The organism is Flagellimonas crocea (assembly GCF_033441595.1).
In the GTDB taxonomy this organism is placed as follows: Bacteria; Bacteroidota; Bacteroidia; order Flavobacteriales; family Flavobacteriaceae; genus Flagellimonas; species Flagellimonas crocea.
This window is the reverse complement of record NZ_JAUZVX010000001.1, coordinates 993668-1018738: the sequence shown is the minus strand read 5'-3', so window position 1 is coordinate 1018738 and position 25071 is coordinate 993668. Positions and strand designations below refer to the sequence as shown.

General features: G+C 42.3%; 24 protein-coding genes. 13 read left to right on the top strand and 11 right to left on the bottom strand.

What is annotated here, in order from left to right; genetic code table 11:
- Positions 1-5 precede the first annotated feature (5 nt).
- The 6 genes from speB (at position 6) to trxB (ending at position 5933) form a co-directional block, all read left to right on the top strand.
- Positions 6-944: an agmatinase gene (speB, locus tag SD449_RS04655; RefSeq protein WP_318309079.1), complete on the top strand. Its 939-nt coding sequence runs from the start codon at positions 6-8 to the stop codon at positions 942-944.
- Positions 937-1911, top strand: a complete 975-nt coding sequence (locus SD449_RS04650) for a deoxyhypusine synthase family protein (RefSeq protein ID WP_318309078.1) — start codon at positions 937-939, stop codon at positions 1909-1911. Before speB ends, SD449_RS04650 begins: the two co-directional genes overlap by 8 nt.
- Before the next feature lie 2 nt (positions 1912-1913).
- Positions 1914-2228 carry a hypothetical protein gene (locus SD449_RS04645; protein WP_318309076.1) on the top strand — a complete coding sequence of 105 codons (315 nt, stop codon included), beginning with the start codon at positions 1914-1916 and terminating at the stop codon, positions 2226-2228.
- 23 nt (positions 2229-2251) lie between these two features.
- On the top strand, positions 2252-3037 hold the full coding sequence (locus SD449_RS04640; RefSeq protein ID WP_318309074.1) for an RMD1 family protein: 786 nt from the start codon (positions 2252-2254) through the stop codon (positions 3035-3037).
- A gap of 13 nt (positions 3038-3050) precedes the next feature.
- The gene (rimK, locus tag SD449_RS04635; RefSeq protein WP_318309073.1) at positions 3051-4421 is read left to right on the top strand and encodes a 30S ribosomal protein S6--L-glutamate ligase; all 1371 of its coding nucleotides are present in this window, start codon (positions 3051-3053) and stop codon (positions 4419-4421) included.
- Positions 4422-4964: 543 nt separating this feature from the next.
- Positions 4965-5933, top strand: a complete 969-nt coding sequence (gene trxB / locus SD449_RS04630) for a thioredoxin-disulfide reductase (protein ID WP_318309072.1) — start codon at positions 4965-4967, stop codon at positions 5931-5933.
- A 63-nt stretch (positions 5934-5996) separates the two neighbouring features.
- Here trxB and SD449_RS04625 read toward each other — a convergent pair whose 3' ends face one another.
- Entirely contained in the window at positions 5997-6440 is a 444-nt protein-coding gene (locus SD449_RS04625) for a hypothetical protein (RefSeq protein ID WP_318309071.1), read from the bottom strand.
- Between the two features lie 294 nt (positions 6441-6734).
- Between SD449_RS04625 and SD449_RS04620 the strand changes: the two genes are divergently transcribed.
- Positions 6735-9848, top strand: a complete 3114-nt coding sequence (locus SD449_RS04620) for a SusC/RagA family TonB-linked outer membrane protein (protein ID WP_318309070.1) — start codon at positions 6735-6737, stop codon at positions 9846-9848.
- An 11-nt stretch (positions 9849-9859) separates the two neighbouring features.
- Positions 9860-11344 (top strand): SusD/RagB family nutrient-binding outer membrane lipoprotein, encoded by a 1485-nt coding sequence (locus tag SD449_RS04615; RefSeq protein WP_318309069.1) that lies wholly within the window; start codon positions 9860-9862, stop codon positions 11342-11344.
- A 20-nt stretch (positions 11345-11364) separates the two neighbouring features.
- On the opposite strand, the gene SD449_RS04610 is transcribed toward SD449_RS04615, so the two are convergent.
- From SD449_RS04610 to SD449_RS04585, 6 genes are all read right to left on the bottom strand, one after another.
- Positions 11365-12405 carry a pyridoxal phosphate-dependent aminotransferase family protein gene (locus SD449_RS04610; protein WP_318309068.1) on the bottom strand — a complete coding sequence of 347 codons (1041 nt, stop codon included), beginning with the start codon at positions 12403-12405 and terminating at the stop codon, positions 11365-11367.
- Entirely contained in the window at positions 12405-13415 is a 1011-nt protein-coding gene (locus tag SD449_RS04605; RefSeq protein ID WP_318309067.1) for a dipeptide epimerase, read from the bottom strand. The genes SD449_RS04610 and SD449_RS04605 overlap by 1 nt, the downstream gene beginning before the upstream one ends.
- 107 nt (positions 13416-13522) lie before the next feature.
- Entirely contained in the window at positions 13523-14245 is a 723-nt protein-coding gene (locus SD449_RS04600; RefSeq protein ID WP_318309066.1) for a head GIN domain-containing protein, read from the bottom strand.
- Between the two features lie 129 nt (positions 14246-14374).
- Positions 14375-16117, bottom strand: a complete 1743-nt coding sequence (locus SD449_RS04595) for a PspC domain-containing protein (protein WP_318309064.1) — start codon at positions 16115-16117, stop codon at positions 14375-14377.
- 9 nt (positions 16118-16126) lie between these two features.
- Positions 16127-16456, bottom strand: coding sequence for a PadR family transcriptional regulator (locus SD449_RS04590; RefSeq protein ID WP_207032903.1), 330 nt, complete (start codon positions 16454-16456; stop codon positions 16127-16129).
- A 232-nt stretch (positions 16457-16688) separates the two neighbouring features.
- Positions 16689-17171, bottom strand: coding sequence for a DUF4870 domain-containing protein (locus tag SD449_RS04585; protein ID WP_318309063.1), 483 nt, complete (start codon positions 17169-17171; stop codon positions 16689-16691).
- A gap of 169 nt (positions 17172-17340) precedes the next feature.
- Here SD449_RS04585 and SD449_RS04580 point away from each other — a divergent pair, with 169 nt between their 5' ends.
- From SD449_RS04580 to SD449_RS04570, 3 genes are all read left to right on the top strand, one after another.
- A complete protein-coding gene (locus SD449_RS04580) occupies positions 17341-17796 on the top strand; it encodes a DUF4442 domain-containing protein (protein WP_318309061.1) in 456 nt (151 codons plus the stop codon).
- A gap of 110 nt (positions 17797-17906) precedes the next feature.
- The gene (locus SD449_RS04575) at positions 17907-18707 is read left to right on the top strand and encodes a TIGR00266 family protein (protein ID WP_318309059.1); all 801 of its coding nucleotides are present in this window, start codon (positions 17907-17909) and stop codon (positions 18705-18707) included.
- A gap of 160 nt (positions 18708-18867) precedes the next feature.
- Positions 18868-19521 (top strand): DUF2461 domain-containing protein, encoded by a 654-nt coding sequence (locus SD449_RS04570; protein ID WP_318309192.1) that lies wholly within the window; start codon positions 18868-18870, stop codon positions 19519-19521.
- Here the strand turns inward: SD449_RS04570 and SD449_RS04565 are convergent.
- A complete protein-coding gene (locus SD449_RS04565; protein ID WP_318309058.1) occupies positions 19518-21074 on the bottom strand; it encodes a M81 family metallopeptidase in 1557 nt (518 codons plus the stop codon). The genes SD449_RS04570 and SD449_RS04565 overlap by 4 nt on opposite strands.
- 123 nt (positions 21075-21197) lie before the next feature.
- Between SD449_RS04565 and SD449_RS04560 the strand changes: the two genes are divergently transcribed.
- Positions 21198-21785, top strand: coding sequence for an NUDIX domain-containing protein (locus SD449_RS04560; RefSeq protein WP_225604771.1), 588 nt, complete (start codon positions 21198-21200; stop codon positions 21783-21785).
- On the opposite strand, the gene SD449_RS04555 is transcribed toward SD449_RS04560, so the two are convergent.
- Positions 21779-23047 (bottom strand): D-alanyl-D-alanine carboxypeptidase, encoded by a 1269-nt coding sequence (locus SD449_RS04555; protein ID WP_318309056.1) that lies wholly within the window; start codon positions 23045-23047, stop codon positions 21779-21781. The two genes, SD449_RS04560 and SD449_RS04555, sit on opposite strands and share 7 nt — an antisense overlap.
- A 135-nt stretch (positions 23048-23182) precedes the next feature.
- Here SD449_RS04555 and SD449_RS04550 point away from each other — a divergent pair, with 135 nt between their 5' ends.
- Positions 23183-23380 (top strand): hypothetical protein, encoded by a 198-nt coding sequence (locus tag SD449_RS04550; protein ID WP_318309055.1) that lies wholly within the window; start codon positions 23183-23185, stop codon positions 23378-23380.
- 32 nt (positions 23381-23412) lie between these two features.
- On the opposite strand, the gene SD449_RS04545 is transcribed toward SD449_RS04550, so the two are convergent.
- Together SD449_RS04545 and SD449_RS04540 are read right to left on the bottom strand one after the other, a co-directional pair.
- On the bottom strand, positions 23413-24354 hold the full coding sequence (locus SD449_RS04545; protein ID WP_318309054.1) for a LysR substrate-binding domain-containing protein: 942 nt from the start codon (positions 24352-24354) through the stop codon (positions 23413-23415).
- 142 nt (positions 24355-24496) lie between these two features.
- Positions 24497-24916, bottom strand: a complete 420-nt coding sequence (locus SD449_RS04540) for a DUF2141 domain-containing protein (protein WP_318309053.1) — start codon at positions 24914-24916, stop codon at positions 24497-24499.
- Positions 24917-25071: the final 155 nt, after the last annotated feature.

The window sequence follows — 25071 nt, the reverse complement described above, 5'->3', positions numbered from 1 at the left end:
AAAAAATGAAAACAGAAAGAACGTACGCCGGAATTCCAAAGGAATACGGCTCTGCCGAAAAGTCAAAAGTGGTATTGTTGCCTGTTCCCTATGATGGCACCAGTACGTGGGGCAAAGGGGCCGACAAAGGTCCTGAAGCATTTTTGGAAGCTTCCGACAATATGGAGACCTATGATATTGAAACGGACAGCGAAGTGTACAAACATGGAATTTACTTGGCCGATGCCATTGAGGACCTTGCAACTCCGGAAAGTATGGTGGATGCAGTACACAAGACCGTAAAGGAATACATCAAGCGGAATAAGTTGGTGACCATGATTGGTGGGGAGCATTCTATATCCATTGGTGCCATTCGCGCTTTCAATGAGTGTTTTGAAGACCTAACTGTATTGCAAATAGATGCCCATACCGATCTAAGAAAAGAGTATCTGGGCACAAAATACAATCATGCCTGTGCCATGTATGAGGCCAAAGAGACCACAAATTTGGTACAAGTGGGCATTCGCAGCATGGACTATACCGAAACTTTGGTGATGGATAGAGATCAGGTGTTCTTTGCCCATGAGATGATAAACGATGACTTTTGGATGGATACCGCGTTGGATTTAATGACCGACAATGTTTATATTACCTTTGATCTGGATGCATTTGATCCATCCATCATGCCATCCACTGGCACACCGGAACCAGGAGGGCTGCTCTGGTACGAAACATTGGACTTTTTGAACAGGGTGTTCAAGGAAAAAAATGTGGTAGGTTTTGATATTGTTGAGCTTTGTCCGAACGAGCATGACAGATCATCCAATTTTTTGGCCGCAAAACTATATTATAAAATGCTGAGCTATAAATTCTCAGAAAACAACGAATTTACGGATGAAGGATTCGCCGACGATGATGATGACTTCAAGAAATCCAAAAACACATTAGAAGACTACGATGAGTAACAAAGGAGAAATATCAAATTTCATTCAAAAATATTTTTTACACTTTAATTCGGCCGCGCTGGTAGATGCGGCAAAAGGGTACGAAGACCAGTTGGGGAAAGGTTCCAAAATGCTGGTATCGTTGGCAGGCGCCATGAGTACCGCGGAACTGGGGAAGATCTTTGCGGAGATTATCCGTACGGACAAGGTCCACATCATATCCTGCACCGGCGCCAACCTCGAGGAAGACCTTATGAACTTGGTGGCGCACTCCCACTATAAAAGAGTGCCAAATTACAGAGATCTTACTCCCAAGGAAGAATGGGAACTTTTGGAAAATGGCCTTAACCGGGTCACCGATACCTGTATTCCCGAAGAGGAAGCATTTAGACGTTTGCAAAAACATATTTATGACATCTGGAAAGAAGCCGACGAAAAAGGTGAGCGCTATTTTCCTCATGAGTTCATGTACAAACTATTGCTTTCAGGTGTTTTGGAGCAATACTACGAAATAGACATCAAGGACTCTTGGATGTACGCGGCGGCCAAGAAGAACCTTCCCATTGTTGTGCCGGGTTGGGAAGACAGCACCATGGGAAATATTTTTGCCAGTTATGTAATCAAGGGCGAACTAAAGGCCAGCACGGTAAAATCCGGGATAGAGTATATGACCTTTTTGGCCGATTGGTATCAAAAAAATTCAGACAATGGCATTGGCTTCTTCCAGATAGGGGGAGGTATTGCCGGAGATTTTCCAATCTGCGTAGTACCTATGCTATATCAAGATTTGGAACAAACAGAAACGCCGTTTTGGAGCTATTTTTGCCAAATCAGTGATTCCACCACAAGTTATGGGTCCTATTCCGGAGCCGTTCCCAATGAAAAGATCACTTGGGGAAAACTGGATATCGACACACCAAAATTCATTGTAGAATCCGATGCGACCATCGTGGCACCGTTGATTTTCGCTTATTTATTAGACATGTAGCCATGAGAAAAGGACAATCCCCCGCTTTAAAAAGAGTAATCGTAGATTACAAAAAATTGGACAAGAACATGCTCAACCTCCTTGTAGAAAAATTTCCCGATGGGTACGACGACGACGATATCGTAACCTACAGGAATGCCAGCAATGAAGTCGTGGAGTGTGTCGAGGTCAGGACCGAGGACACCGCTTACCTCATAAAAGTAAGCAAGCGCTTGGTAATGGCCATGGAAGATTATGATGACTCCGACAACGATGATGACAATGATGGTGACCCAACGCTGGATACCGACGAACTGGAAGGTACGGAAGAAGAATAAATTCTTTTACCAAATAACATAGAATGGTATCAAAGGCAACTGCACAGCATTTGGCGTTCAGTATAAATATTCCCTCATGCAGGAAGGCATTGCAAAAAAAGCTCCTTTATGAAGATAGGGACGAACTTTTTTATTCCGATGCTTCCCGTTACCTTTATATTTTCAGATATGGTGTAGTTTCCTTTTTTGGGTATGATGAAGCATCGATTTCCCAAATATTAATGGAGCTGAAACCTTTTTGCGAAGAATGGAAGTTATCGGAAATTACCGATACCATGGAAATGGAGCTGGTGGATGAGGAAGGGAAAGCCATGATTGACCATGACAAGGTGATTATGCCAAAATCCAATGTGGAAGGCATACGCTTGGCACTCATGCATTTGTCGCAATCCGTGGCATTGGACCATTATGCGGGACTTTCCGAACAGGCCATGAAAGAAACACGCCAACATACCACCTATTTGGAACAAAAAGGAAAGTTGGATATTGGAGGAAGAAAATTAAAAAGACATATTGCAAAAGTCTTGAACATAAACAACCAGATCTCTGAAAACCTCTATATTTTTGATTCCCATGAAGTGGTCTGGGAAGATTTGGAGCTAGATCGGTTGGACAAAGGTTTAAAACAGATCTTTGATTTAAAGGAGCGATATAGAAATATAAAGGAACAAGGAAATGTGATCAAGGAAAACCTTAGCCTGTTCATGAATATTATGGACCATAGGGAAAGCAGCAGGCTGGAATGGATCATCATTATTTTGATTTTGGTCGAGGTCGTGGACTTGTTCATTATGCGATTAATCAGTTAAATACATATTTGTTTTGGAAGATTTTAAAATATTGGGCAGCGAAGAGTGGTGCCGTTTCGATGATATGGGAATCCCTGCCATAAAGGCAAGAGTAGATTCAGGTGCAAAAACATCATCCATCCAAGCCAGTAAGATTAAAATTTTCAATAAGGGATTGGAAGAATGGGTAAGGTTCGAAGTCAGTCCGTTACAGGATAATAGAAGCATATCCATTTTATGCCAGGCCAAACTGGTCGATGTGCGTAACGTTAAAAGTTCGCAAGGTATAGCAGACGAGCGCCCGGTGATCAAGACCAAAGTGAACATAGCGGGCAACGTATTCGAAATTGAGCTTACTCTGGCCAATAGGGACACCATGGAATATCGTATGCTCTTGGGAAGGGAGGCCATCAATGGTAGGTATTTGGTAGATCCTTCACAAAGCTTTATCCAAGGAGATATTTCTGAAGAGGAACTGGAAAAAAAGTACCAACCCTACACTACCGAGAAAAAAGGTCTTCGATTGGGTCTATTGGCTAGCAATCCCAACCTTTACAGTAACAAAAGAATCATTGAGGCAGGAGAAATGCGTGGACATAAGGTGGTTTTCCTGAATGTGGAACACGTTTACATGAAGCTCGATGCTTCTACGCCCGAAATACGGTACCGTGGCGGGAATATCTTGGACAAGTTCGATGCGGTGATCCCACGAATAAAACCAGCGGTCACATTTTATGGCTGTGCCCTGTTGCGACAGTTCGATACCTTGGGAGTGTATTGCCTAAACTCGGCAGACTCCATCGGTAGGTCCAGGGACAAGCTTTTTGCTTCGCAATTGTTCTCCAAGAACGATATTCATATACCTACCACAGGATTTGCCAAGTCCCCAATGGATACCAAGGATCTTATCCGTATGGTAAGCGGCGCCCCTTTGATTATTAAATTATTGGAGAGTACACAAGGTAAAGGAGTAGTGCTCGCCGAGACAAATAAGGCCGCGGAGAGTGTGATCAATGCTTTTAAGAGCGTACAGACCAATATATTGGTACAAGAATTTATAAAAGAGGCCAATGGGCACGATATCCGTTGTTTTGTGGTAAACGGAAAAGTCGTCGCTTCAATGCAACGGACCGCCCAAAAAGGGGAGTTCAGGGCGAATATCCACCAAGGTGGTGCGGCCTCTAAAGTCAAAATAACCCCAGAAGAGCGAAAATTAGCCATAAAATCTGCAAAAGTATTCAATTTGGATGTGGCCGGGGTAGATCTTATCCGGTCCAATAAAGGCCCTTTACTTTTAGAGGTGAATTCGTCTCCCGGACTAGAAGGTATAGAAAATACCACAGGAAAAGATATTGCCAATGTGATGATCGAGACAATCGAGAAAAAAGTAAAATACAGGCAATAAACCTTGTGTTTTCAATAATTGCTTAGCAATCAGAACATTGTAATTTTCACATATATTTTCCTACACGACCCTCCAAAAACGTGAATATAAATTGAAAAGGCCCATTCGTTAACGCAAAAGGCCCATTGGTTAATTGAGCCCCTTCCGAAAGTAAATCCCGTCGTATGTTTGTCCCAGTTAACGCAAAGCTTTCAAGCTTACGTTCAAACCTTGAATAGGATGGGGTGATTATAGGGTACTTTGTGTTCTTTACCTAATATCTTATTTATTATAAGGTTTACGTTGCTCCAAGGGGTTTTTGAGGTTGAGCCCCTTGGTTGTAACGGTTTTTAAGATCAAATATATATTCCCATAAATTTGACCTACTTTTTGGAAAAAGGGCCGTTTTCAACGGCTCTTTTTTATTTTTGGCATTTTCGATGCCCAAAGCTGACATATGATTCACAATTGTTTACATCTTTTAAGAAAACCCCAAAAACGGAGGGTGTAAGTTTTTGAACAAAAAACCTACTTTTGTATTATAATATTTCAGGAAGAAGATTTATGTCAGAAAAAGTAGAAAGAATCAAAACGTTGATCATAGGATCGGGACCAGCAGGGTATACCGCTGCGATTTATGCATCACGAGCAGATTTAAAACCGGTACTTTATACAGGAATGGAACCAGGTGGACAATTGACAACGACCACAGAGGTGGACAACTTTCCAGGGTACCCCCAAGGAATTGATGGTCCGGCGATGATGATGCAGTTGCAGGAACAAGCGGAAAGGTTTGGTACCGAAGTTAGAATTGGTATGGTGACCGCCGTGCAGCTGAGCGATGAAGTTGGGGGCATACACAAAATTACAGTGGACGATGCTACCGAACTTGAGGCCGAGACCGTTATCATTTCTACAGGAGCTTCCGCAAAATATTTGAACATACCCAGCGAACAACGCTTGCGAGGAGGTGGAGTATCTGCCTGTGCCGTTTGCGATGGATTTTTTTACAAAGGTCAGGAAGTGGCCATTGTAGGCGCTGGCGATACCGCCGCCGAAGAGGCATCCTATCTGGCGAATATCTGTACAAAAGTAACCATGCTGGTTCGAAAGGACCACATGAGGGCTTCCAAGGCCATGCAGCATAGGGTCAATAGTATGGACAATATTGAAATACTGTACAATACAGAGGTAGATGAAGTACTGGGAGACCAAGTTGTGGAAGGCGTTAGGGTCGTTAACAATGAAACTGGGGAAAAACAGGAGATTCCAATAACAGGATTGTTTATAGCCATTGGTCACAAACCCAATACCGATGTCTTTAAAGGTCAGTTGGACATGGACGAAACAGGATATATCATCACCCAACCAAAATCTACCAAAACCAATAAACCCGGTGTTTTTGCGAGTGGGGATGCCCAAGATAAGATTTACCGACAGGCCGTTACAGCGGCCGGTACAGGTTGTATGGCCGCTTTGGATGCGGAACGCTATTTGGCTTCCGTAGAGAGCAAAGAACTTTTGCCATCATAAACATTGTTGGCTTAAAACAAAAAAAGGCACTGAAATTTCAGTGCCTTTTTTTGTGATTGTAATTCAATCAATCCGCTTGTAATTTTCGGAAAACGTTCTGTTGCCATCCACGTCAACAGTAATTTGGCTAAACGTATCCTCCTTTAGGATAAGTTCAAAACTAAAGTTCCGCATGGTGTCCAAAGCTTTCATCATATCATCGTCACCATATTCAATAACTTCGATCAATGAGTTGTCCGTTACTCGGTAAGAACCATACCCAAACCTTCCGTTGGGGTCGTCCGGTACGTAACGCGTCCACATGATTTTTTCTTTTGAATACATTTTGACTTGTCTGTATCCATCGGATTTTTCAATGGTATCAATAACGTTTTCTCCGTCATAGTTGTAAAAACTTTGAAGTTCCCAAGTTCCTTCAATGGTCGGTTCCGTTGGCTCGTGTTCCGTGAAGCTTCCCGCAATCAAGAAAACAGAAATGAGAGTGAAAAGTAAAACTGATTTTTTCATAAGGCTCTACTTTTAAGGTGTTAGAATATATTAAAAGATAGGGATATTTTTTGATAAAATTAAATTTTAGCACCCTAAAAATTAACACTTTGATAATTTGTAGATTCTTTTGGAATGAAGTAAAAAACAATAAAATGAGATTTAGCGTGCGATTTTTTCAGAAAAGAATGGAACTATTTGAAGATAATGGCTTTAAATGGCTTGTTTATAAATAATATAACATTTTTAAGTACAAATGTTTGATATGTAAAATATTTTGAGCACTTTTCGGCCTTATTCACAAAAACCTAACCTATGAAAAGCATGTTTTTAACATTTGCTGCGATGTTCTTGTGCATTGTCGCATTTGGTCAGACCATTACAGGTACCGTATCCGATATTTCGGGCACACCTTTACCGGGAGTGACCATTGTGGTGGGCGGGACCAACGTTGGTACAACTACCGATTTTGATGGAAACTATTCCATTAACGCCTCAAGCGGGCAAGTATTACGATTTTCCTATTTGGGAATGAAACCCAAAGAAATTACGGTGGGCTCGGAATCCACCATAAATGTGGTTTTGGAGGAAGACTCCACACAACTGGATGAAGTTGTTGTAACTGCCTTTGGTATTGAACGAAAGGAAAAATCTTTGGGGTATTCCGTTACCAAGGTTGAAACAGAAAACCTTAATCTAGCCGGGCAAGCAAACCCTATTGAAAGTTTACAGGGTCGTGTGGCCGGTGTTCAGATCAACCGTTCATCAGGGACTTCTGGTGGAGGGGTCGATATTTTGATCAGGGGCATCACTTCCATCGATCCTTCGAGGAGCAATCAACCCTTGATCATTGTTGATGGGCTTGCTATGAACAATGATACATTTTCGGGAGAAGTTAGACCAAGTTCGGGTTCCAATTCGCCCAGTAGTAGCGAACAATTTGCCTTCTCCAATAGGGCAGGGGACTTAAACCCTGAGGACATTGAGAGTTTTAACGTTTTGAAAGGTGCTGCTGCGACCGCGCTCTACGGTGTTAGGGCTGCCAATGGTGCAATCATCATAACGACTAAAAAAGGGAAGAGTGGAAAGGCCAAAATCAATGTTACGGCTTCCACTACCTTCAGGGAAGTAAAAACTACGCCATCTCTACAGACCAAATATAGGGAAGGTTTTAACGGAGCTCCAAGAACACTTTATACTCCGGAGACGGATACTGGATTTACCCGATTGGGCGGAACCTCATTCTATTCTTGGGGTCCAGAGTATGCTGTTGATTCCTTTGAAGTGGATGGAGAAACCATTGATTTGACAGATGACCGGTTCTATAGTCCATATGATATTTTTAGGACGGGCTTTAATTCACAGATCAATATGAACATCAGTGGTGCAAACGAGCGTTTGAACTATTTCTTCTCTATGGGTAACAACAGCGAACAGGGTATTTTGCCTAATACGGACTACAAAAAGACCAACTTTAGATTAAATGCCGGTTACAAGGTAACGGACAATTTTACAATAGATGCTTCCGTTTCATTCACCAATTCTGGAGGAAGAAGGCCCAATGGTGGTGATAAATCCGTTATGAGTGCACTATCCTATTTTTCTGGTACCTTCCCCATCAATGATTATTTAAATCCTGATGGGAGCGAAAGGGATTATTCTTTTGGAATCATAGATAACCCGAGGTACCTCATGGAAACCAGTAACTTGGAAGACGATGTAAACCGTTGGATAGGAAATGCAACGTTCAAATGGTCCCCAATGGATTGGTTGAACGTAACGTATGCGGCTCAGATTGATAACTTTTCTGATGCAAGAAATCGTTATGTAGGGCCTGATTTGGATGGAGGTTCCCAAGTTGGCGGATTCATTTTGGAGCAGAACATCAACTATACAGGATTGGAATCCAATCTTTTGGTGGCAATGAGCAAGGATTGGTCGGATGATTTCACCACAGACCTTACCTTGGGACAACAAATATCAGATTCAAAAAGAAGTTATTTGGAAGCTAGGGGTGAAGGCCTGAATATAGCTGGAATCAATGAAATAGGAAATACCACTAACTATTTTATCAACAAAACGGTTTCCCAAGAACGCAATGTTGGTGTCTTTGCAGAGTTTAAGGCGGGATATATGGACAAGTTGTTCTTGTCCGTAACAGGAAGAAATGATTGGGTATCTACTTTGCCTCAAAACGAAAGATCTTTCTTTTATCCTTCTGTAAGTTTGGCCTATGATGTATCAGATTTATTTGGGGACAGCGATACATTTACCTTCGGAAAGCTGAGGGCTTCATATGCAGAGGTTGGAAAAGGACCTCAATTTGGTAAGGCTCCTGCCCTGTATGTGGTCGACGGAGATTTTCCTTTTGGAGGAACCGGAGGATACAGAAGGGACACTTCTATTGGATATGAACTAAAGCCTGAACGTAACAAATCCACAGAGTTTGGTGCCGATTTAAGGTTTTTGAGCAATAGGATTAGATTGGATTACGCATATTACACCACAAAAGTTGAAAACCAAATATTCGATGTAGGTGTAGCATATTCTTCAGGATACTCCGTGTTAACAAGAAATGCAGGTAACTTTAAGGTATTCGGACATGAAGTTCTACTTAGTGGGGACGTCATCAAGAACAAAAACACTAGATGGGAACTAATCTTGAACTGGTCGACCAGTGAGGGTGAAGTCCTAGGGTTGCCCGAAGATATAGAATCCGTAATCTTTGCTGATTCAGGATTTGCAGGTGTGACTTCCGAAGTTAGGGAAGGTGATAAAATGGGTTCGCTGTACGGTTATAAATGGGTGTACGAAAATGGTGAGCGCTATATCGGGCCAGATGGGTACCCGGTAATAAATACAGATGAAAGAGTACTTGTGGGAAATGCATTTCCAGATTTTATTTCATCCATAGGAAGTAACCTAAACTGGAAGGGAATTGGCTTCAACTTTTTGTTGGAATGGAAAAAAGGCGGAGATCTTTATGATTCAGGGCTTAGAAACTCCATTCGTAACGGAAATCCTTTGAGTACTATACAGAGAGATGTGGATGTGGTTTTAGATGGAGTGATGGACGATGGTAACGGCGGGTTTGTTCCCAATACTACAGAGGCCTTGATCGATCAAAACTATTATAGGAACTCAAATGTATACAATAGGGCTTCTGAAGTCTTGGTCCAAGATGCCTCTTGGGTCAAGTTGAGAAACGTATCCCTTTCCTATGATTTTGCCGGTCAGTTCGTGAAAGACCTGAGTTTGGATAAAGTAAGTGTTTCAGCAAGTGCCAACAATATTCTTATCTGGACACCTTTCGACGGATATGATCCAGAAGGAAATCAATACAGTGCCGGTAGCAATGTATATGGGTTTACAGGGTTGAGTATTCCTTTGTCCCAGAGTTATTCATTAGGCTTAAACATAGCATTTTAAAAAAGACAACTATGAAAAAAATAAATATAACCAAACTGTTTCTAGTATGCTCCTTCGTGGGCTATATTGGATGTAGTGACGAATACTTTGATGTGAATACCCCTTCCAATACAGCGGAAATAGAGCAGCTTGGAATGAAGGATTTGATAGCCCCGGTAATTCATAGCACTTTGGAAGGTCAAAGGTCGGCCGAACTTTCTTTTGGAAATTATGTACAATATTTTGTGAGCACCGGAGGTGGTGCAGCAGGACAGACTTCGGCCCTTGGACTATGGAATCAGGTTTATTTGTACGTTTTGCCAAACCTACAAGCGGTTAAGGCCAAAGCAGCAGAGAATGGAGCAACACACATTGATGCGGTAGCCGATATCTTGATCGCGGCCAACTTGGGCATTGCAACGGATACTTGGGACAATATTCCTTACTCTGAAGCCATTCAGGGTCCTGAAAATAATTTTCCCTCATTTGATACCCAGCAGGAAATTTATGATGAAATCTTTGAACTGTTGGACACGGCAATCGCTAAATTGGAGGCTGAGGACAATTCATCTTTCACGTTAGGTTCTTCTGATTTGATTTATGGGGGAGACACGGAAAAATGGTTGCGCGCGGCTTATTCTTTAAAAGCACGTTACCAGTTGCATTTGGTAAACAAAGGAGTAGTTGCCCCAGCGGAGGTTTTGGCAAGTGTTGAAAATGGATTTACATCCAATGATGACAATTTTGCCATGTACTACAGCGATAGAAATATCAACCCATGGTATTCCGCGGAGATTTTGGCAAGGGAAACCGGGAATTTGAGTAATGATATTGCCAGCCAAATAGTAAGTTCCATGAATGGTGATTATTACCCATTTGAAAGTGGAGCATTGGAAATTGACCCTAGATTGCCATTATTCGCCCAAAATGGAGATGCGGATGAGTACAAAGGGTATGTAAGTGGAGGAGAAGGTGAAGCTCCTGATGGCACCGATGCCAATACAGGTTTCAGAACGGACGGTTTTTACACAAGCGTGGATTCCCCATTGATACTAATTAGTTATGCCGAGGTATTGTTCATTAAGGCCGAAGCTGCATTCTTGGCCAATGGAGGTAACGAAACCAGTGTAGGGACAAATTCAACCGCTTACAGTGCCTATTTGGAAGGTATTACCGCCAGTATGGATATGTATGGGGTAGACGGGACCGATTATCTGGCCGATGGTGCAATAGCCGTAGGCGAGAGTGAATTGATGTTGCACCACATTATGAAGGAAAAATATATCCATAACTTTTTAAATCCAGAAACTTTTGTGGATTATAGGAGATATGACTTTTCTGATGAGGTATTTACCGGATTAGAAATCAGAAGGGAAGCTGATGGTGTAGACAGTGAGTTTGCAGGTCAATGGTTCAGAAGGGCAAATTATCCAACAACTGAACTAAATAGGAATGAGGCCAATGTATTGGCCAATCAAAAAGACCCTGTAGTCCCAGTTTGGTGGGACACCGAATAGTTAATAAAGTAAAACTTACATTATAAGAGGGTGTTCAAACAATTAACCAATTGTTGAACATCCTCTTTTGTATGGTAGGCACTCAGAACAATTCTACTGACCAGCGGTCCTTTGGCATCGGGATAATTAAAATTTGTAATGATAAACCCCTTTTCCTCCAGGGATTTGGCCAAAGTCGCATCGCTGAATTCAAAGGTTGGATGGCCGTTCATATGGTTAAAAAAGGATGGATTTTTCAGTTGGCCTTTAAAATGTAGATAATTGCTTTTGAGGGTTTCCAAACGCTTCGAGTATAAATCCCCGGCGTTTATAAGAGTCCCCATAAATGAAGGTGGGGCAGGACTTGCGCCACCATAAAAGGAGGTGTTTCGAAGCATTTCAATATCTTGGTCCGTACTAAAAATGGCCCCGGCTTGGATGCCAAGCCCTTTTCCCAACGAACAGCAAACCAAAAGCTTCGCTGCGTTTAGCTTTTTCAATTCAGCATAGCATCCCTCTCCATTATTACCGACCACTCCAATACCATGGGAATCATCGCCCACCAAAATGATTTTTTCCAAAGGAAGGGTTTTCAAAGCGTCAAAACTTGGGTATTGGCCGCCCGAAAAATCGATGGTATCAAAAAGCACAACAGGTAATTGGTCCTTATCGATTTCCTTTGATACCTGCCGATTCAATGCTTCAAAAGTATTTGTGGTTTTTACACCATTCACGAGAAGTGCAGCATGGGCATGGGGCGCCGCAATCACAGGATGCCCCTTTTCCAAGAGCGTTTGTACCGTCAATTGGGCTGCCAAATAACCACTGGACATCGTCAAACAGCTTTCACTACCTGCCCAACGGGCCAAAAACCTTTCCGCTTCTTCATAAATACCTAAGGCAACGTTGGATTTTCTGGAGGCTCCATAATGCATCCCGTATATGGAGACATTTTTAAGAAATAAATCCTTGAATGGCGGATAATTTTGCAACCCTAAATAAGCCGTCCCGCCAAAATATAAATGGGGCTTGCCATTGATCAGAACCTGCCTATCCGGTATGCTATTTATCGTGTGTGTCATTACAGCAGTGCTATTCCGCTTCCTGGTAAAGTTGGGAAAACCACTTTTCCGTTATCCAGAATTTCCACCCCTTTGGCTATGTCGCCTTTTAACAACATGGCACCATCCATGTCCACATAATCCAATTGGGGCAAAAGTTGGGCAATGGCAGAAATACCAACGGTAGACTCCGTCATACAGCCCACCATAAGCTGCAATCCAAGCTCTCTTCCTTTTTTGATCATCCGTCGTGCAGGTGTGAGGCCACCACACTTAGTCAATTTAATATTGATGCCGTGAAAATACCCGCCACAAGCTTCCACATCACTTTCCACTATACAACTTTCATCGGCAATAACAGGAAGCACGGACTGCTTTTTGACCAATGCCATGCCTTCCCAATCATCTGCCTTTAGGGGTTGTTCCAAAAATTCCACACCCAGTTCTTTCAATAACGGGGCATTTTTGATGGTTTCCTCGGCGGTCCATGCCGTATTGGCATCTATCCTGAAAATACTATCGGTATGTTTTCGAAGTTCACGAACAATAGCAACATCGTCCGAGGTCCCAAGTTTTATTTTATAAAGGGGCCATGGTTTCTCTTGGAGTTTGGCCACCATTTTTTCGATGGTATCTATTCCGATGGTATAGTTGGTCATGGGATACTTCTCGTTGGAAGTTCCCCAGATTTCATAAAGTGGCTTTCCTTTAAGCTTGCCATAAAGATCGTTCGCTGCCAAATCCAGGGCACATAGTGTAAATTTATGCAGGTTCAATGACTCCAAATGCTCGTAAAAATCTTCGGGAGTGTCAAAGTCGTAGGTTTCGATTTGTGACCTGACAGCTTCTATCTCGGCCATCATCCCTTCAATGGTAATTTTATAATATGGATTGGAAGTGGCTTCGCCATACCCCGTTTTTCCGTCCAACGAAAGGCAAACGATCAAGGTGTCCTGTTCGTCCCTAGATTCTCTGGAAATGGTAAAGGTATGTGCTAGTTGAAGAATATGTTTTTTGAGTTTTATCTGCATAATTTGTATTGGTATTGTTCGGTGCTAATATAGGATTTCGAACAAACATACAAACACAAAAGCCCACTGAAAACTCAGTGGGCCTTTGCTATTTAAAGGGAATTGGATTAATATTTACTAACGCTGCCCGAAACGGATTTTTTGGTCTGTACGCTGGCATCACCAGTATATCGGATATCAGCTCCACTACTGGCATCAGCAATCAAGGTCTCCGAAACATTTACGGAGATATCGGCGCCGCTACTGGCATCGGCATTACATCTTTTCACTACCAAATCTTGCGCTTTAATGTCCGAACCACTGCTGGCATCGGCAAAAAGGGCATCGGCCTGACCGGATACCCTGATGTCGGCACCGCTGCTGGCATCCGCGGATACTTCACTGGCCATAACCTCAACATTAAGGTCGGAACCACTACTGGCATCCAACTCAATGTTTTTCGCCTTGATCACATTTTGTGCAATAAGGTCGGCTCCGCTGGAACTCTCCAAGGCAGTAATTTCTGGAAGAGTTACATAAACGTTCTTGGTTGCACGACCAATATTCTCTATGGCATGGATTTTAAGTCTACCATCTTTAATGTCAGTTCCGATTAAATCTATAATGTTTTCATCGGCCTCAACGGAAATCTTGAATTCATCTCCTTGAGATACAAATACATCGATACCTTCTGAAGCGGATACGACATCAAAATCTTCTGTTACATCCCTGCTTTCCTCCACGATTTCCCCGTTACCGGTTTTTCCATCGCCGAAGTTCATGTTCATCATGCATGAGGATGCAAAAAGGGATAGGAGTGCGGCGATTGCTAATCTTGCTAGTGTTGTCATGATTGTTGTTTTTACTATTGATTGATTTTGAAAAATGATTAGTGGTTTACTGAAATAATTTCAGTCTAAATGTCTGTTTTTATGTGTGCTTTTTAAATATTTATCTACTGAATTGACGAATTAAGTGACTCAATTGTTACTTTTTTCCTTGGCTTTAACTTTTACGCCATCCTCATTGATCTTCATTTCAAAAGAATCCTGGTCGTCTTGAATGTTAATATCTATACCATCTTCATTGATGATGATCTTACCATCGCCATTTGATTCCTCTTCATCTTCGTCTTCTGGGCAATCCAGACAACGCAATTCTCCATCCTCATTCATTACCCAGTGTTGACCTGCCATGCCGCTTCTATAAAACCCTTGGTCATTCTCGATTCCTCTGCCAATGTATCGGCTGGTGGAGTTGTCAAAATATACCGTCATGGATTCTGGTACGTAAATGGTTACGGTTACTTCTTGGTTTCTGGCTTTGTTGGATGTTTCCGTGGTCAAATATTTGTCCAGTACAATTTCATTGCCATCAATAGTGTAGGCATATTCAATGTTTCTGGCGCGATCACGAGCTACAGGTGTAGAGCTTCCATCTGCATCTTTTCTAATGTTGATACTGATGGAATCCGTATCCGATTTTCTTATTTTGATGTCAACTTCATCAGACATAAGGATACGTTCATCGTTTTCGTCATAACCAAAGGTCATTCGACCAAAATGAATGTCATCGCGGTTATAATCCATATCGCCTTCATTCATTGTAATAACCAAAGTATCGGAAGGAATTTCCAATGCCAGTTCTGTTCGGTCATTGACGCTTCCCGTATAGGAGAATTCAGCGGCCTGTTTTATGCCAAGGGCAATCAGTGCTCCAATGGAGATCAACCATAGGCCCAACAAGGAGAATTTTGCAATGTTCCCGATGGATTTTAGGTTGTTCACCAATATCTTCAACCCTAAGTACATCACAAAGAAGAATGGGATTCCCAAGGCAAAGAAGCCAAATAACAATGTGGCCCACACTGGAATTATTCCAGCTTCGATTACCGTATTGTACACATCGATTACAGGAAAATTCGAGGCATCGAATGCACCAACGGTAACGATTGCAATAAATAGCGCAATCAGGTTTGCTGCACCCACAAGCACAAGGATAATCCCTATAAACTTCCCGAATATCTTGAACAGGAACAGGATAATGTCCCCGATGGTATCAAAAAAGGTCTTGGAGCTGCTTTTGACCTTGTTGCCCACTTTTTCGTAGTCAACACTTTTTACTTTGTCGGCAACATCATCAAACCCCTCTTTAACTTTGCGTTCTATATTGCTGATGTTGACGGGCTCCCCCCGCATATCCAATTTTTGGGATGTTGTAGCGGCCTCAGGAACCAAGATCCAAAGCAGGATATAGGCAACAAGTCCGAAACCACTGGTAAATATGGCCAATAGAATAAATATGAGCCTTACCCAAAGGGAATCTATGCCCAAATAATGCTCCAAACCTGCACATACACCTCCAATGTATTTATGGTCGATGTCACGGTACAGTTTTTTTGCCCTGCTGGCAGAAGGTTCGGCGTAGCTCTTTTTGGGCTCGTCCTCAAAAATATCCTCGTCCACCATGTAATCTTCGGGTTGCCCCATAACATCGATTACTTGATCTACCTCTTTGTTGGTGATCACTTGGCGATCGTTCTCCATTTTTTCGAGAAAGAGTTCGGCTATCCTGGCCTCGATATCGGCAATGATCTCGTCGCTTCCCTTGGTACCCGAAAAGGAGCGTTTTATGGACTCCAAGTACCGTCTCAGCTTGTTATACGCATCGTCGTCTATATGGAAGAGCGTATTTGCTAGATTTATATTTACTGTCTTGTTCATTTTTTGATTCTATTTTGTGTTGGTTACCAGATTGACTGCATTTCTTAGTTCGTCCCAGGTGCCGTTTAGTTCGTTAAGGAACAACTGGCCCGTTTCGGTGAGACCGTAGTATTTGCGGGGAGGTCCCGATGTGGATTCTTCCCAACGGTAGTTGAGCAATCCTGCGTTCTTAAGCCTTGTGAGCAAAGGGTATATGGTACCTTCCACTACTAACATCTTTGCGTCTTTTAAAGCGTCCAGAATTTCGGAGGCATACTTGTCCTCATCCTTTAGGATGGACAAGATGCAATACTCCAGAACACCTTTGCGCATTTGTGCTTTTGTGTTTTCTATGTTCATAATTTCATGGGTCTAAATTTATGCTGAACTGGGTTCGGCATTTAATTAACAGTTTTTTCTTGTTCTCCAAACTTTGTTTGGTTTCGTTTCCACTCCAGTCCCCTGAATTGGGCAGGGGAGTGGAAACGGTTCTTTGATTGATGATGGTTTCTTTCGTTTTTTGATTGATGTTTAAACTCCTTTTCTTTGATTGATGATGAATGTTTCGGAGGTGATTAAGCTCCTATATATATTACTTGATGAATTTAATGGTGAACGGATATTTGAAATATTCTCCCTCATTGGTTCGGATAGTGGCCAGAATGGTGAAAACAATATTCACAATGCCAAGAGCCACTTGCAAGAATCCTGTAATGCCCACTGGCCAGAACAATCTGCCAAACCTAAAATCGTCGCTGTCAATATGAATGTTCAAATTGTTGAGGTCGCTCAACCCATGGAACCCGAAAAAGTTCCAATCGAACAAGTCTGGCCAAAATCCAATAAAGAAAGGGATGGTGACCAAACCTGCCACGATGGAGTAAAGCAACATACTAATTTGAAAATTAAGAGCCTGTTTGCCGTTATAATCGACAAACGCATGCTCTTTTTTGTTTGCGGTCCATAAGATCAACGGAAGTATAAAGTTCCCGAAAGGGATAAAGTACTTCGAGAACATGGACGCGTGGATGATCGCGGATAAATTTCGTTCGTGTTTGGTGATTGTAGTTGCCATTTTCTGATTGATGTTTTTTGATTGTAAAAGGGTTAACCTATTAGCTTACGATGCAAATATATATCCAAAAGATGGTACTATGCAAAACAAAGTACTATAATTTAACATATGATTAACAATAATTGGTAACGTCTTTTTACCTATTTTTAAGCAGATTTAAATAAGTAGTATGGCACTTACACCCAGTAAAATCAATATGCTCACATTTATGAACCTCCCTTCGGCATGGTGGTGCGGGGTGCGGCTCAAATATATTGATGATAAAAAAGCAATGACCACTGTAAAGCTTAAATGGATGAATCAAAATCCGTTTAAATCCATGTTTTGGGCCGTTCAGGGGATGGCCGCCGAGCTAAGTACGGGTGCCTTGGTGATGAACGAAATCCAAGAAAGTGGCAAAAAAGTGTCCATGCTCGTCGCCAATAACAAAGCCACATTTACCAAAAAAGCTACGGGACGAATCAATTTTACCTGTGAGGATGGGGAATTGATTGCCGATGCGATTCAAAAGACCGTTGAAACGGGAGAAGGACAAACTTGCTGGATGAAAGCCGTAGGGGTCAACCAAAATGGGGCAGAAGTTTCCACCTTTCATTTTGAGTGGACGGTGAAGGTGAAGGGATAATCAAGGTAAAGGGTTAACGCCTAAAGGGTAAAGTTTTATCAAATAAGAATGTAACAAAAACCAAAACAAATCAACAGATAAACAAAACAACATTCAAAAACAATCCTATAATGAACGCACACGAAATAGACTACCACATTTACGGCGAAGAAATGCAGTATGTGGAAATAGAGCTGGACCCTCAAGAAGCCGTTGTAGCCGAAGCAGGTACTTTTATGATGATGGACCAAGACATTAAAATGGACACTATCTTCGGTGACGGTTCCAATCAAGATACTGGGGTTTTGGGAAAATTGTTTTCCGCAGGGAAGCGTTTGCTCACTGGCGAGAGCCTTTTTATGACCGCTTTCTTGAACGTTGGTCAAGGAAAGAAGCAAGTAAGCTTTGCTTCGCCATATCCAGGTAAAATTGTTCCGATAGACCTTTCTGAAAAAGGAGGGAAGTTTATCTGCCAGAAAGACGCTTTCCTGTGCGCCGCCAAAGGCGTTTCCGTAGGCATCGAATTCTCCAAACGTTTGGGACGTGGTTTTTTTGGTGGTGAAGGCTTCATTATGCAAAAATTGGAAGGCGATGGTATGGCTTTTGTTCACGCAGGCGGAACCATGGCCAAAAAAGTATTGGCACCCGGTGAGACCTTGAAAGTAGATACAGGCTGTATCGTTGGTTTTTCCCATACGGTGGATTATAATATTGAATTTATCGGGGGCATCCGAAACTCGGTGTTCGGTGGAGAGGGACTTTTCTTTGCCACGCTTCGTGGACCTGGAACTGTTTATATTCAATCCTTGCCGTTTAGTAGGTTGGCCAGCCGTGTTTGGGCCGCTGCACCGCGAGGTGGTGGAAAAGACAAAGGGGAGGGAAGCATCTTAGGTGGTCTTGGTGATTTGCTCGATGGCGATAACAGATTCTAGAGAGAAGATTTAGATGTCATTTCGAGCTGGTGCCTGAGCGTAGTCGAAGGCATAGTTGAGAAATTATTGATTAGCAGTCAGTTGTCAGAGGTCAGTTATCTGATTTCTGACTCCTGAATTCTGATTCCAGAAGTCTTAAAAATTCACTTCTTTTGTGGATATGAATTTCAACGACCTGTTCCATTTTCTGGAAGAATTACAACAAAACAATAACAAGGAATGGATGGATGCGAACCGTAAATGGTACAAATCCCTCCGCAACGATTTCATCACTTGGCTGGACGATTTGGATATGACCATGGCCCAACTTCATGATGATTATTACCCAACTCCAGGAAAGAAGGGCATCAATCGCATCAACAACAATTTGATGTTCCACCCGAACAAGCCCATTTATAAGGACCATTTTGGTGCTGGATTGGACAAAGCTCCGAATTCAGCCGATTTTTATATCGAAATTGGTCTAAAAAACTGTCTTTTAGCAGGAGGTAGATGGCGACCCGATTCCAAAGCGCTCCGCAGTATCCGGGAAGCCATTGATTATAATGGCGAGGAATTGCAAAAAATTCTGGACAAGCCTTCATTCAATAAAATGTTCGGTGGATTGTACGAGGACGAAAAATTGGTGTCATCGCCCAAAGGGTTTTCCAACGATCATCCGCACATTGAATTGCTGCGCAACAAAACTTTCGCAGTGGAATACAAATTGACAAAAGCGGATGTGCTCCGAGATAATTTCAAGGAAAAAATCGTTGATGTTTACAAGGAGATGTTACCTTTTCGTCAATATTTGAATCAAGCGGTAACCGTTTAGTCCAGCTTGTCAGAAGCTTCTATCAAATGGGCAGATAGGTCTGGACGTTCCATATCCTTATCATAAGGGAACATAGGACGTATGATTCTTTTGTGCCCCAATCGTTCCAAATCTTGGTCCACACCACCGGGCGTCAACATCATGATCCAGTCTCCTCGCATGTTGTAGAGTTCAGGCACCAAATAGCCAATTTTTACTACAATGATATCCGTTTCACTAGGGGTAAGTCCCAAATTGGTGAAATCCGATTTTCTGTGATATGGTTTCCTCTTTTTTGTAACGATGATATGGGCATTGTCCACTTTTACCACGACCTCGGTCTCTGCGTGAACGTCGTCATGTTTTATGGCGGTCACTTCCCCCGTCAATTCTATAGGCGGAGCGTATCGGTCATCTATTTCAGCGCCTACTGGAGCACTTACCTGCCCGCCAACTCCAACTTTCAGGGCTTCCTCAACCAATTTGGGTCCAGGAATGGAGGCGTAAATCAAAGATTTGCCACCTGGCACATGGAATTCTTCACGTTTTAAAAGTTCTGTCAAGGTCCAAGTAACATCGCCAGCACCACCTGCGGTGGGGTTATCGCCCATATCGCTCAACATAAATGGTTTCTTGTCACTGGCAAGGGCAGTTTCCAGCGCTTCCTCGTAGGGTTTTGTAGGAGCAACGAATTCAAACTCTTCGCGGACATCCCAAAAACTATTGGCCAATTTTTCCGCACCTTCGGTAACAGCTTTTTTATCATCTCCGGTAACCATAACTACGGCATGGTTTCTGGGCTCATCGGCCCAAGCGTAGCCAATCCAAATGGCGGCATCGATCACACCTTCTTTTTGCTCCACTTCGGGCACTTTGGCATAAAGACTTTTTCCGGGTTCCACTCGGGTACTCGTTTTTTCTCCGGGGAGCAAGATGGGTACGGGGACCCACGCTTTATATTTTGGTTTGCCTTTTCCGTTTTCCAATCTAGTGACCAAGTTTTCCACGGCCCGTTTGCGCGATTCTGTGGCATCCTCATGGGGAGCCATACGATAACAAGTAATCAAATCGGAATGCTGAGCCAATCGTTTGGAAACATTTCCATGTAAGTCCATGGAAGTGGAAATCAACACATCAGTACCGACCACTTCACGGATTCTCTTAATGAGGTCGCCTTCGGGGTCGTCCAATCCTACAACACTCATTGCTCCATGAATATCAAAGAAAAGACCATCATAGGGCATGTTTTCTTCCAGCATGGTCAGGGTCTTTCCTACCAAGGACTCATAAGCCTCTCGTGTAACCGTTCCGCCCGGCAATGATTTTCCCACTAAAGTGGGAACCCATTCGGCCCGTTGTCTCAGGGAAGAATCAGCATCCATAAAGGGATAACGGTTAAATATGGAATCCCCGATTTTAGGATGGAACGCTTCTTCATGGGTTAGGGCAGGTGAAAACGTGCTGGATTCAATTCCCAGTCCTGCAATGGCTATTCGGGGCAGTTTTTTTTCGGTATTCTTCTTACAACTTATCAGAATGGCAAAAAGAAATAGATAAAGTAGAGGCTTACGCATATTATTAGGTTTGGTCGGTTTCATCAAAGCATAAATATCGACATTATTGTGATGGTGTCAAAAGGAAGAAGTGATTCATCCGGATAAATGGATTAGCATTATATTTAGAAAAATTTATTCATTTTGGCTAACGACAGAATCAGAAACATGCAGCGGGAGCTGCTTTCAGATAATTGGTATACGCTTGAGAAAATCTCTTTTGAATATTTACGGGATGATGGTGTTTGGGAAAAGCAAACCCGCGAAGCTTATGACCGTGGCAATGGTGCCGCTATCCTTTTATATAATGTTGATAAGGGAAAGGTGGTGCTCACCAGGCAGTTCCGGATGCCCACATATGTAAACGGCAACGATGATGGTATGATGATAGAGGTGTGCGCCGGACTGTTGGAAAAGGGCAATGCCGAGCAGACCATAAAAATGGAAGTGGAGGAGGAGACCGGCTATAAAATTGATAAGGTGAAAAAGGTTTTTGAATCCTACATGTCCCCTGGTTCGGTTACGGAAATACTCCACTTTTTTATAGGCGCCTACGAAGATGGTATGAAAATCAGTGAAGGTGGTGGTGCGGATGATGAAACGGAGAACATTGAGGTGTTGGAGCTGGATTTTGAAAAAGCCATTGCCATGGTGGAATCTGGTGAGATACGGGATGCCAAAACCATCATGCTGCTACAATATGCCCAAATCCAAGGAATTTTTGATCAGTAGTTTTCGTGAAGATTTTTTAATGTGGCATACATTGTTTGCCTTACTTCTTTGGAAGGCACCCTAAAATGGTTGTTCATAAAACTGAAGATGAGCAATTTGCCCGATTTCGTCTTTACATACCCACTTAAATTGTAGTTGTTGCCCACCGAACCGGATTTGGCAAATAGAAAAGGTTCTGTGGTGGGGTCTTCCCATTGTTCAACCGTATTATCGGGTCCCCACATTGGAAAAATTCCGAATAGGCGTTCTTCCGCGATCTCATCGTACATTTTTTGGAGGATCTGGACAAAGGACCTCGGTGTAAACAGATTATATCGGGAAAGCCCGGAACCATCTACCCATCGCGGTTGCTGTTTCAAGTCATTGAAATGATTGTCCAACATATAATCAATGGCATTTTGGGTGCTCAAGGTATCGGAGACCATTCCCGACGCTGCCAACAATAATTGTTCCGCCAAAAAATTATCGCTCTTCAACAGCATTCTTTTATAAATGGAGTCCGTTTCAATGCCGTACAATGTTTGTTTTTCGCCTTCGGGGAAATGTTGGGTCAAGAAAATCTCTTTTCCTGTGGCTATTTCCAATAATTTTTTGGTCAGACTATCACTGGTCATATAAGGAACTTCCAAAGTGTCCTGCTCCATTGGGGCAATATAGAATTGGTTTTTGAACTCCACTCTTTTTATGGCCGTGTCCTTTACCATGGTTTGGTCTTCAAAATATTTTGGGGAAACCTCCAAAGCACCGTTGTTTGAAACGGTAGCTACATTTCCGTAGAGTGGCAAAGTAGATTTCTCGGGCGAAAAATAGGTATCGTAATCTTCCCAAGCCCAGCCGGGTCCGTATCGTTGCTCATCATGATTTTTGGTGTAGAGTGCAATGGTTCTTTGGTTTTTTAGCCAATTAATAGCCGTACTGTCCATAAAATAAGGGTGAAGCCAAGATGGGTCACCAGTTCCTTCCACAAATACAGTATCATTGGCAACCAAATATTTTAGAGTAGGGATGTTTTTGGGAAGCAAATTAAGACTTGTGTAGAAAGTCACAATCTTAGTGTTGCTGGCAGGGGTAAAGTATTTATCCCCGTTCAAATTATAGACCTCTTTTCTACTATTTGCATCGACGACAACCAAACCATGGAAAGAATTTTTTAGATGGTCCGAACTGATTTCGGAATTGATCGTTTTTTTTATTGAACCACAGCCGGTTAATAGAAAAATGGCTAAAAAAGTACTGTAAATCAATGGGTTATTGTAGGTCATGTTTTTGCTGTGCATATGTGCCTTTGGTCGATTTTAACAACAATATATTCAATTTTTAACTGGAAGTTAGCTTTTTTACCCCCCTTTTTTAGTAATTTAGAACACAACCTTTTTATCCAATTTAATCAAATTGATATGCCTAGAGCTATGTTAGATTACACCAAAATCATCCTTCAAAAGGTGAGTTTTGATGCTAAACTCTTCACTAGGGAACTTCAGAAAGCTATTTCTAGATTGTTGCCAAATGAAGTGGAGGAATTGAAAATCTGGTTGCAATTTTATATTGTGGACAAACCAGAATTACAGCCAACATTGTTGTTACTAAAAGTTTAAACACTAACAAGGGCCGCTGAAAAGCGGCTCTCTCAATTTTTGGCCAATGGACTTATGATTTTAACGTCCTGAAATGCTATTGCTCCGCGTACAATACTTGAAATGAGGTCCCTCAGGGCATCCGTAATCTGTATTTTCAATTCGCTTTTGTGGTATATCAAACTTATTTCCCTGGCAGGGGTAGGCTGTTGAAAGGATTTTAGGTTCATTTTCTTGCCCGTATCAAGATGCTGTGTGTTCAAATAGGGCAATAAAGTCATGCCCATGCCCTCATCCGCCAAGCTCACCAAGGTCTCAAAGCTTCCACTTTCAATTTTGAACTGCTCGCCATAACTACTTTTTGAGGTTTTGCAAAGATTGATGACCCCCTCTCTAAAACAATGTCCGTCCTGTAAAAGCAAAATGTCGCTCACATCCAGATCATCCGTGGTCAACATATCCTTGGGCGCCAATCTATGGCCTTTTGGCACATATCCCACAAAAGGTTCATAGTAGAGCGGACGTTCCTTTATAAATTCTATTTCCAGCGGGGTCGCTGCAATACCGGCGTCCAAATGACCATCCAAAATGTTTTTGATCAAAGTATTGGTGGACTGTTCCTTGATGATAAGGTTGACTTTGGGGTATCTTTTTATAAAGGCATTCAAGAACATGGGCAATAAGGTGGGCATTACCGTGGGAATGATCCCAAGGGTATAGTCTCCACCAATAAAACCCTTGTCCTGATCAACAATATCTTTGATGCGTTCTGCCTCAGCGACAATATTTTTCGCCTGGGCCACAATTTTTTTTCCAACTTCGGTAATGGTAATAGGTTTTTTGCTCCGGTCAAAAATGAGCACATCGAGCTCATCTTCCAACTTTTGCACCTGCATGCTCAAAGTTGGTTGGGTAACAAAACTCTTTTCGGCCGCAAGGGTAAAGTTCTTGTGCTCCGCCACGGCCAGTACATATTGAAGTTGGGTTATGGTCATTCAATTATAGTTTTAGGGTATAAAAATATGAAAAACCATTAGGATAATCTATGTGAAAATCTTGTCCATGAACAATAGATACCGAAAAAGAAAAAGCCTGCACATGGCAGGATTTTTCAGATAAGCAATTGTTGTTTTTTGATCAAAATCGAATATTCATATCCAAATCCTCGTTGCCCACGGTAAACATGGCACTCTTAAAATCGGGAGGGCCCATGGTCATGTCGTTTCCGGACATTCCATAACTTTCTTTGGGCATACCGTTGGCTTGGTAATCCATTTGGTTGTTTTCGTTGGCATCGTGCATGGCCATAATGGCATAGTTGCCGGGCGCTACATTTTTAAAAGTCAAGGTTACTTTACCACCCTCGATATCACTTTGCAAATTTTGGATGCCGGGACCTTTCATAAAAGTGTCCGCCGTGTGGAGACCTATCAAAACTTTTCCTTCGTCGTTGGAAACGTTGTCGATGGTGACGGTAATATCCACACCTGATTTTTCTTGCGCTACGGCAATGGTACTTACAAAGAATAGACTTAAGGCTAGTGCTACAGTTTTCATAATGATTGTTTTTGATGTTTTGTATGTCCCAAAATTCATGAAGATGGTTGTTTTTTAAAAAATCAACCTACCGAAATGTAGAATTATTGGAGTGAACTGAAAACGGAAATACACCGCATCAACTCGGTAGTAAAAAATTACAATTGGGTAATTGC